Annotated in this window: 8 protein-coding genes; all 8 read left to right on the forward strand. The window is 70.9% G+C overall.

All coding sequences use genetic code 11. The features are described from left to right. The first annotated feature begins 54 nt into the window (after positions 1-54). Positions 55-1,008: a MurR/RpiR family transcriptional regulator gene (locus ABZT49_RS17775; RefSeq protein ID WP_355287630.1), complete on the forward strand. Its 954-nt coding sequence runs from the start codon at positions 55-57 to the stop codon at positions 1,006-1,008. After that, complete coding sequence (locus ABZT49_RS17780; protein ID WP_355287615.1) at positions 1,005-1,949, forward strand: isoaspartyl peptidase/L-asparaginase; 945 nt, start codon at positions 1,005-1,007, stop codon at positions 1,947-1,949. The genes ABZT49_RS17775 and ABZT49_RS17780 overlap by 4 nt, the downstream gene beginning before the upstream one ends. Positions 1,950-1,952: 3 nt before the next feature. After that, positions 1,953-3,839, forward strand: coding sequence for a dipeptide ABC transporter ATP-binding protein (locus tag ABZT49_RS17785; protein WP_355287616.1), 1,887 nt, complete (start codon positions 1,953-1,955; stop codon positions 3,837-3,839). 277 nt (positions 3,840-4,116) lie between these two features. Next, the gene (gsiB, locus tag ABZT49_RS17790; protein ID WP_355287618.1) at positions 4,117-5,676 is read left to right on the forward strand and encodes a glutathione ABC transporter substrate-binding protein GsiB; all 1,560 of its coding nucleotides are present in this window, start codon (positions 4,117-4,119) and stop codon (positions 5,674-5,676) included. Between the two features lie 59 nt (positions 5,677-5,735). Next, complete coding sequence (gene gsiC / locus ABZT49_RS17795) at positions 5,736-6,656, forward strand: glutathione ABC transporter permease GsiC (protein WP_093568588.1); 921 nt, start codon at positions 5,736-5,738, stop codon at positions 6,654-6,656. Positions 6,657-6,663: 7 nt separating this feature from the next. Beyond that, a complete protein-coding gene (gene gsiD / locus ABZT49_RS17800; protein WP_355287620.1) occupies positions 6,664-7,566 on the forward strand; it encodes a glutathione ABC transporter permease GsiD in 903 nt (300 codons plus the stop codon). Then, positions 7,563-8,627 carry a P1 family peptidase gene (locus ABZT49_RS17805; protein WP_355287622.1) on the forward strand — a complete coding sequence of 355 codons (1,065 nt, stop codon included), beginning with the start codon at positions 7,563-7,565 and terminating at the stop codon, positions 8,625-8,627. Before gsiD ends, ABZT49_RS17805 begins: the two co-directional genes overlap by 4 nt. Next, positions 8,624-9,439, forward strand: a complete 816-nt coding sequence (locus ABZT49_RS17810) for a M55 family metallopeptidase (RefSeq protein ID WP_355287624.1) — start codon at positions 8,624-8,626, stop codon at positions 9,437-9,439. Before ABZT49_RS17805 ends, ABZT49_RS17810 begins: the two co-directional genes overlap by 4 nt. The last annotated feature ends 102 nt before the right edge of the window (positions 9,440-9,541 follow it).

The following is a 9,541-nucleotide window of genomic DNA, read 5'->3' on the forward strand; positions in this document are numbered from 1 at the left end:
CATGAGATTTTTCGATCACCTGGGCGGGAGAACAGGCGGGAGAGCGGGGCCGTGATGCCTTCCCCCGGCGACGCCTCCGTCGCGCAGCGCATCGCCCGCAGCTTCCCGGGCCTGAGCCAGTCGCACCGGGAGGTGGCGCGCTACGTGCTCGCCCATCCGCTCAAGGTCGCGACCCTGCCGGTGGCCGAGTTGGCCGAGCTCGTCGGCGTCTCGGTGGCGACCGCCAACCGCTTCGCCCGCGCCCTCGATTTCGAGGGCTACGCCCAGTTCCGCGCCGCCCTGGTTCTCGGCTTTGAGGGGGCGCTGGCGCCGGTGGAGAAGCTGCGCGGCGACCTGGAGCGGCCGGCCGATCCGGCGAGCGTGTTCGACGCGACCTTCGCGGCGATCGCCCGCAACCTGGAGGCGACGCGGGGCGGCCTCGACGCCGGCGCCTGCGAGCGGGCGGTGGCGGCGATCGGGTCGGCGCGGCGGGTCTACGTCGTCGGTTTCGGCAGCTCGTCCTGGCCGGCCGGCTTGCTCGCCCGCAACCTCGATCTCACCCGGGAGGGCGTCCACCTCCTCGCCACCGTCGAGGGACCGGCCTTCGCCGCCCGCGTCCTACGCCGGCTGACGGCGGACGACCTCGTGATCGTGCTCGCCACGCCGCGCTACTTCGCCGACACGGTGCGGCTGGCGACGCAGAGCCGCGAGAGCGGCGCCACGGTGCTGGCCCTCACCGACGGGCCGCACTCGCCGGTGGCGGCGCAGGCCACGATCACCCTCTGCGTGCGCACCGACAGCCGCTACTTCGCCGCCTCCGACGCCAGTCTGGCGGCCCTGGTCGAGGCCCTGTCGAGCGCCGTGGCGCATGCCTCGGGCGAGCTCGTCGCAGCGGCGACCCGGCTCACCGAATCGGTCCTGCCCTGGCTCGACGGCGACTACGCCGCATGGCCTCCCAAAGGCGGCTCCGCCGCTTGGCCCCCGAAAGGCGACTTCGCCTCCTCCCCCGACCCGGATCCCGAATCATGACCGACATCCGCCCCGTCCTCGTCATCCACGGCGGTGCCGGCACGATCGCCAGGCCTGCCGCCGGCAGCGACGGCGAGGCGCCCTACCACGCGGCCCTCGCCGAGATCCTCGCCGCCGGCGAACGCTGCCTGCGCGACGGCGGCAGCGCGCTGGAGGCGGTCGCGGTCGCGGTCGACCTCCTGGAGGAGTGCCCGCTGTTCAATGCCGGCTACGGCGCGGTCTTCACCAGCGCCGGCACCCACGAACTCGACGCCTCGGTGATGGACGGCGCGACACTGCGCGCCGGCGCGGTCGCGGGGCTGACCCGCGTGCGCCGGCCTGGCCGGGCGGCGCGGGCGGTGATGGAGGACGGCGCGCACGTGCTCCTCGCCGGCGCCGGGGCGGAGGAGTTCTGCCGCGCCCACGGGCTCGAGATGGTCGAGCCCGGCTTCTTCTCGACCGAGGCGCGCCGCCGCCAGCTCGAGACCGCGCAGGCCGGCGGGCGGGTCAGCCTCGACCACGACGAGCGCGCGCCCCTCGACGAGCGGCAGAAATTCGGCACCGTCGGCGCGGTGGCGCTCGACCGGAACGGCCACCTCGCGGCGCTGACCTCGACCGGCGGCATGACCAACAAGCGGCCCGGCCGCATCGGCGATTCGCCGCTGATCGGCGCCGGCACCTATGCCGACGACCGCACGGCCGCGGTGTCCTGCACCGGCACCGGCGAGGTCTTCATCCGGGCGGCCGCGGCCTACGACGTCTGCGCCCGCATGGCTTATGCGGGCCAGGACCTGGAGGCCGCGGCGGACGCCGTGGTGCGCGACGGGCTCACCCCGCTCGGTGGGCAGGGCGGCCTGATCGCCGTCGATGCCCAGGGCCGGGTCGCGATGCCGTTCAACACCGCCGGCATGTATCGCGGCCTCGTCCGGGCCGGCGGCCGCCTCACGACCGCGATCTTCTGACCGATGACCGCTCTGCCCCCCTCCCCTCCCCCGTCCCTGATCCTGCCCGACCGGCGCATCCTGTCGGTCTCGGACCTGAGCGTGCGCTTCACCACCTCCGAGCGGAGTGTCGAGGCGGTGCGTCACCTGTCCTTCCACGTCGAGGCCGGGGAGACCCTGGCGATCGTCGGCGAGTCGGGCTCGGGCAAGTCCGTCACCTCGCTGGCGCTGATGCGCCTCGTCGAGCACGGCGGCGGGACGATCGCCGCCGGGCGGATGCTGTTCCGCCGCCGCTCCGGCGCGATCCGCGATCTCGCGACGGCCACGAACGCCGAGATGCGCGAGATGCGCGGCGCCGAGATCGCGATGATCTTCCAGGAGCCGATGACCTCGCTCAACCCGGTCTTCACCGCCGGCGAGCAGATCGCGGAATCGATCCGGGTGCACCAGGGCAAGGGGCACGGGGCCGCCCGCGCCGAGGCGCTGCGGATGCTCGACCTCGTGCGCATCCCGGAGGCCCGCAACGTGCTGACCCGCTTCCCCCACCAGCTCTCGGGCGGGATGCGCCAGCGGGTGATGATCGCGATGGCGCTCGCCTGCCGGCCGCAGCTCCTCATCGCCGACGAGCCGACGACGGCGCTCGACGTCACCATCCAGGCCCAGATCCTCGAGCTGATCCGCAGCCTCCAGGACGAGATGAAGATGGGCGTCGTCTTCATCACCCACGACATGGGCGTGGTGGCCGAGATCGCCGACCGGGTGCTGGTGATGTACCGCGGCGACAAGGTCGAGGAGGGCGCCGCTCCCGCCCTCTTCGCCGCCCCGCGCCACGCCTACACCAAGGCGCTGCTCGCCGCCGTGCCGCGGCTGGGCGCCATGGCGGGCAGCGACCTGCCGCGCAAGTTCGACCTGCTGCGGGCCGAGGCGCCGGCCGCGACCCCCGTCGAGGACGCTCAGGACACGCGCCGCCCCGGCCCGCCGATCCTGCGGGTGCGCGACCTCGTCACCCGGTTCGACATCCGCGGCGGCCTCCTCAACCGGGTGCGCCGGCGCGTCCACGCGGTCGAGCGGATCAGCTTCGACCTCCAGGCCGGCGAGACCCTGGCCCTCGTCGGCGAATCCGGCTGCGGCAAGTCGACGACCGGCCGCTCGCTCCTGCGCCTCGTCGAGAGCCAGAGCGGCTTGATCGAGTTTTCCGGCGAGAACATCCGCGACCTTCCCCCGACCAGGCTCCAGGCGCTCCGAAAGAACATCCAGTTCATCTTCCAGGACCCTTACGCCTCCCTCGACCCGCGCCTGACCGTCGGCTTCTCGATCATGGAGCCGCTGCTCGTCCACGGCACGCCCCGGCGCGAGGCCGAGGCGCGGGTGGCCTGGCTCCTGGAGCGGGTCGGCCTGACGCCGGCGCAAGGCGCGCGCTATCCGCACGAATTCTCCGGCGGCCAGCGCCAGCGCATCGCCATCGCGCGGGCGCTCGCGCTCAACCCGAAGGTGATCGTCGCCGACGAGGCGGTCTCGGCCCTCGACGTCTCGATCCAGGCCCAGATCGTCAACCTGATGCTCGACCTGCAGCGCGAGCTGGGCCTCTCCTACCTGTTCATCTCGCACGACATGGCGGTGGTGGAGCGGGTGAGCCACCGGGTCGCCGTGATGTTCCTCGGCCAGATCGTCGAGATCGGCCCGCGCCGGGCGATCTTCGAGAACCCGCAGCACCCCTACACCCGGAAGCTGATGGCGGCGGTGCCGGTGGCCGATCCTGCGCGCCGCCACGCCAAGGCGCGCGGGCTCCTCACCGGCGAGATCCCGAGCCCGGTCCGGGCGCTCGGCGACGAGCCGGAGGTGGCGCCGCTCGTCGAGGTCGGCCCCGGCCACTGGACCGCCCGCCATACGGTTGGCGGGCTCGCGGCGTGAGACTGCGCGACGTGAACAACCGATCTTCTGAGAGTCTGTTTGAGTGTGCCGACCGAATTGACATCCTCCATCGTCATCCCGGGGCCGCGCAGCGGAACCCGGGATCCATAACCGCTGACGATGCAGAATGAAGCGGAACGCAGTTCGCTTTGGCCTGAAACGCCAGCGGTTATGGATCCCGGGTTCTCGCCAAGGCTCGCCCCGAGATGACGGGGCGGGTTTCAAGACAATTGATCACGTCAAGCAGACCCTGAGATTTCAACGAAGGACATCTCCGATGACCCGAAGCACATCCACGATCGCGCGCTCCCTCCTCGCCACCGGCCTGCTCTGCGGCCTCGTCGCCAGTCCCGTGACCTCCGCTCTCGCGGCCGGCGATCCCGTCCTCGTCATCGGCGTCCCGCCCGAGACGCTCGACCCCTACAACACCAACACCACGCTCACGACCGCGGTCACCAAGTCGTTCTACGAAGGCCTGTTCGAGTTCGACCAGGACCTGAAGGTCAAGAACGTGCTCGCCGAGAGCTACGAGGTCACGCCCGACGGCCTCACCTACACCTTCAAGCTGCGCGAGGGCGTCAAATTCCACGACGGCACGCCGTTCGACGGCAATGCCGTGAAGGCGAACCTGGAGCGGGTGCTCAACCCCGAGAACCGCCTCGCCCGCTACAACCAGTTCAACCGGATCAAGACGATCGAGGTCGTCTCGCCGTTCTCGGTGCGCATCACCCTGAGGGAGCCCTTCGGCCCCTTCATTAACTCGCTGGCGCACGCCTCCGCGGCGATGATCTCGCCGGCCGCGCTCCAGAAATGGGGCAAGGACATCGCCTTCCATCCGGTCGGCACCGGCCCCTTCACCTTCGTCGAGTGGAAGCAGACCGATTCGGTCAAGGGCGCGAAATTCGCCGGCTACTGGCAGGCCGGCCTGCCGAAGGTCGACGGCATCACCTGGAAGCCGGTGCCGGAGAACGGCACCCGCGCGGCGATGCTCCAGACCGGCGAGGCCGATTTCGCCTCCCCGCTGCCCTACGAGCAGGCCAAGACGCTGTCCGAGAACAAGAAGCTGAAGGTGATCGCGCAGGATTCGATCATCGAGCGCTACATCAGCATGAACATGCTGCAGAAGCCGTTCGACGATCTGCGTGTGCGCCAGGCGATCAACTACGCCATCAACAAGGAGGCGCTCGCCAAGGTGGCGTTCAGCGGCTACGCGAGCCCGGCCAAGGGGATCGTGCCGGCCGGCGTGCTCTACGCCCACCCGATGCAGGCCTGGCCCTACGACCCGGCCAAGGCGCGCCAGCTCCTGAAGGAGGCCGGCTACGCCAACGGCTTCGAGACGATCCTGTGGAGCGCCTACACCACCAGCACGGCGCAGAAGGCGATCCAGTTCGTCCAGCAGCAGCTCGCCCAGGTCGGCATCAAGGTGCAGACCCAGGCCCTCGAGCCCGGCCAGCGCGTCGAGTGGGTGCAGACCGCCCCCGATCCGAAGACCGCCCGCGTCCGGATGTACTATGCCGGCTGGTCGTCCTCGACCGGCGAGGCCGACTGGGCCCTGCGGCCGCTGCTGTCGACGGAGGCCTGGCCGCCGAAGCTCAACAACACGGCGTATTACAGCAACGCCGAGGTCGACGCCCTGATCGCCAAGGCCCTGGTCTCAACGAGCGATGCCGAGAGGACCGAGCTCTATGCCAAGGCGCAGGAGCAGATCTTCAAGGACGCGCCCTGGGCGCCGCTCGTCATCGAGCAGAACCTCTACGCCACCTCCACCCGCCTGTCCGGCGTGGCGGTCATGCCCGACGGCAACATCGACAGCCGTCAGATCGCGGTCGCACCGTAACGCATCCGGGGCGTCGCGCAGAGCGGCGCCCCTCCCCTTCCCCTCCCGTCACCGGCGCCATGCTGACCTTCTTCCTCAAACGGCTCCTCGGCCTCCTGCCGACGCTCGCGATCGTCGCCGTGCTGGTCTTCCTGTTCGTGCACATGCTGCCGGGCGATCCGGCGCGGCTCGCCGCCGGCCAGGATGCCGACCAGCAGACCGTGGAGCTGGTGCGCGCCGAGCTCGGCCTCGACCGCTCGCTGCCGGAGCAGTTCGGCCGCTACTTCCTGAACATGGCGCGGGGCGATGCCGGCGTCTCGATCCGCACCCGCCGCCCGGTCGCAACCGAGATCGGCGAGCGCTTCCTGCCGACCCTGCTGCTCACGCTGACCAGCATGGCCTGGGCGGTCGCCTTCGGGCTCGTCATCGGCATCGTCTCGGCGGTCTACCGCAACGAGTGGCCGGACCGGCTCGGGATGACGCTCGCGGTCTCTGGCATCTCGTTCCCGGCCTTCGCCCTCGGGATGCTGCTCATGCAGATCTTCTCCGTCGGCCTCGGCTGGCTGCCGACCGTCGGCGCAGGCTCGTGGAAGCACTACATCCTGCCCTCGCTCACCCTCGGGGCGGCGGTGGCCGCCGTGATGGCGCGCTTCACCCGCGCCTCCTTCGTCGAGGTTCTGGGCGAGGATTTCGTTCGCACCGCCCGGGCCAAGGGCCTCAAGGAGCGGGTCGTCATCGCCAAGCACTGCCTGCGCAACGCACTGATCCCCGTCGTCACCATGATGGGCCTGCAATTCGGCTTCCTGCTCGGCGGCTCGATCGTGGTCGAGGCGGTGTTCAACTGGCCGGGCGTCGGCCGCCTCCTCGTCGATTCCGTCAACCAGCGCGACTATCCGGTGATCCAGGCCCTGGTGCTGATGTTCTCGCTCGAATTCATCCTGATCAACCTCGTCGTCGACCTGCTCTACGGGCTGATCAACCCGACCATCCGCTACAAGTGAGCCGGCCGTGACCCAAACCGCTCTCACCACGACCAAGGCCGTCGCCGCCGTTCCCGGCGCGGTGCGCACCCCCTGGTCCGAGTTCTGGCGCAAGTTCCGCCGCCAGCCCGTCGCCGTCCTGGCGCTCGCCTTCGTGGTCGTGCTGGTGGCGCTCGCGATCCTCGCACCCTGGATCGCCCCCTACGACGCGAAGAACTACTTCGACTACGACCGGCTCAACGAGGGCCCGTCCGTCGCCCACTGGCTCGGCGTCGATCCGCTGGGGCGCGACATCCTGAGCCGCATCCTGCTCGGCGGGCGGATCTCGCTCGCCACCGGCTTCCTGTCGGTCGCCATCGGCGGGCTCATCGGCACGGTGCTGGGGCTGCTCGCCGGCTATTACGAGGGCTGGTGGGACCGCATCGTCATGCGCCTCTCCGACGTGCTGTTCGCCTTCCCGGGCATCCTCTTGGCGCTCGGCGTCGTCGCCATCCTCGGCAGCAGCCTCGTCAACGTGGTGGTGGCGGTCTCGGTCTTCAGCGTGCCGGCCTTCGCGCGGCTCGTGCGCGGCAACACGCTGGTCCTCAAGCGCGCCACCTACGTCGAGGCCGCCCGCAGCATCGGGGCGTCGGACCGCACGATCCTCCTGCGCCACATCCTGCCCGGCACGATCTCGTCGATCGTCGTCTACTTCACGATGCGGCTCGGGACCTCGATCATCACCGCGGCGAGCCTGTCCTTCCTCGGCATGGGCGCGCAGCCGCCGACGCCGGAATGGGGCGCGATGCTGAACGACGCGCGCGCCGACATGGTCTCCTCGCCCCACGTCGCGATCTTCCCGAGCCTCGCGATCTTCCTGACCGTGCTCGCCTTCAACCTCCTCGGCGACGGCCTGCGCGACGCCCTCGATCCCAAGCTCGACCGCGCATGAGCGACATGGCTCCCCGCGTCGGCCCGCTGCCGAGCGGCCCGCGCGACGCGATCACCGACGTGCCCGGCGTCACCGTCGGCCATTGCACGCTGTCCGAGGGCGCGATCCAGACCGGCGTGACGGTGATCCGGCCGCATGCCGGCGACCTCTACCACGACCGGGTGCCGGCGGCGGCCGCGGTGCTGAACGGCTTCGGCAAGTCGATCGGCCTGATGCAGCTGGAGGAACTCGGCGCCCTCGAGACGCCGATCGCGCTCACCAACACCTTCGGGGTGCCGGCGGTAGCCGCCGCCCAGATCCGGGCGGCGCTCGCGGTCAATCCCGGCATCGGCCGCGAATTGCCGACGGTGAATCCGCTCGTCTTCGAGTGCAACGACGGCCACCTCAACGACATGGCCCGGATGGCCGTCACCGAGGCGCATTACCGCCAGGCGCACGATTCCGCCGACGTCACCGTGCCTGAGGGTGCGGTGGGGGCCGGGCGCGGCATGTCGTGCTTCGGGGTCAAGGGCGGCATCGGCACCGCCTCCCGCCTAGTCGAGGCCGGCGGGCGCGCGGTCACGGTCGGCACGCTGGTGTTGGCGAATTTCGGCCGGCCGTCGCAATTGCGGGTCGGTGGGCGGGCGCTCGGGCCCGTCCTCGCCGAGCGGCTGGAGACCGCCCGGACGGTCGCGAAGCCTGAGAAGGGCTCGATCATCCTGGTGATCGCCACCGACGCGGCCCTCGACGCGCGCCAGCTCCGGCGCCTCGCGCTGCGGGCGGGGGCGGGCCTCGCCCGCACCGGCTCGGTCTTCGGCCACGGCAGCGGCGACATCGCGCTCGCCGTCTCGACCGCCTACACGCTGCCGCAGGATCCGGGCACGCCGATGCCGGCCGTCGCGATGCTGCACGAGGCCCATCTCGACCCGCTCTTCGAGGCGGTCGCCGACGGGATCGAGCAGGCGATCCTCCACGCGCTCTGGCGCGCCGAGACGGTGACCGGCCGCAACGGCCATACCCGCCAGGCCCTCACCGAGGTGCTGCCCGACTGGGGCGCCCTCCCCGCTCCGGACGCGCCATGAAAGTCCTGATCTCCACCGACATCGAGGGCATCGCGGGCGTCGTCCACCCGGACCAGACCCGCCGCGGCGGGCCCGATTACGAGCGGGCGCGGCTCTGGATGGTGCAGGAGGCGAACGCCGCCATCGCCGGCGCCTTCGCGGCCGGGGCGGAGGAGGTCTTCGTCAACGATTCGCACGGCGATTTTCGCAACATGCCGGCGGACCTCCTCGATCCGCGTGCCAGGGCGATCCAGGGCAAGCCGCGTCCCCTCGGCATGATGGCGGGGGTCGATCTCGGGGTCGATGCAGTGTGCCTGATCGGCTACCATTCCCGGGCGCATGGCCGCGGCATCCTCGCCCACACGATCAACGGCTTCGCCTTCGCGTCGATCGCGCTGAACGGGCAGGAGCTCGGCGAGGCCGGGATCTACGGCGCGCTCGCCGGCGAATTCGGCGTGCCGGTCGCGATGGCGAGTGGCGACGACGTGTTCGCGGCCGAGACCCGGGCGCTGTTTCCCGAGACCGTTTTCGTCGAGACCAAGCGGGCGACCGGCTGCCACAGCGGGATCAGCCTGTCGCCGGAGGCCGCCTGCGCGGCGATCCGGGCGGGGGTGACGGCCGCTCTGACCCGGCCGCTGCCGCCGCCGTTCCGGATCCCCGCGCCGCTCGGCGTCGAGATCCGCGCCCAGACACCGGCCCTCGCCGACCTCTTCTGCCAGTGGCCGAGCCTGCACCGCCTCGACGGCAGTGCTCTCCGCTTCACGGCCGACAGCGTCGCGGAGGCGGTGCGGGTGATCAACTGCCTGTCGGCGATGTCGAGCTTCCTGCGCTGAGGACGCTAGAGCGCTTCACGATCGCGTTGCAATCGCGAAGCTCTCTAGGTCTTTGACTTTGCCGCATTTTCTACGACGAACCGGCATCCACTTCGTCGGAAA

It is taken from the genome of Methylobacterium sp. EM32 (assembly GCF_040593685.1).
Taxonomy (GTDB): Bacteria; Pseudomonadota; Alphaproteobacteria; order Rhizobiales; family Beijerinckiaceae; genus Methylobacterium.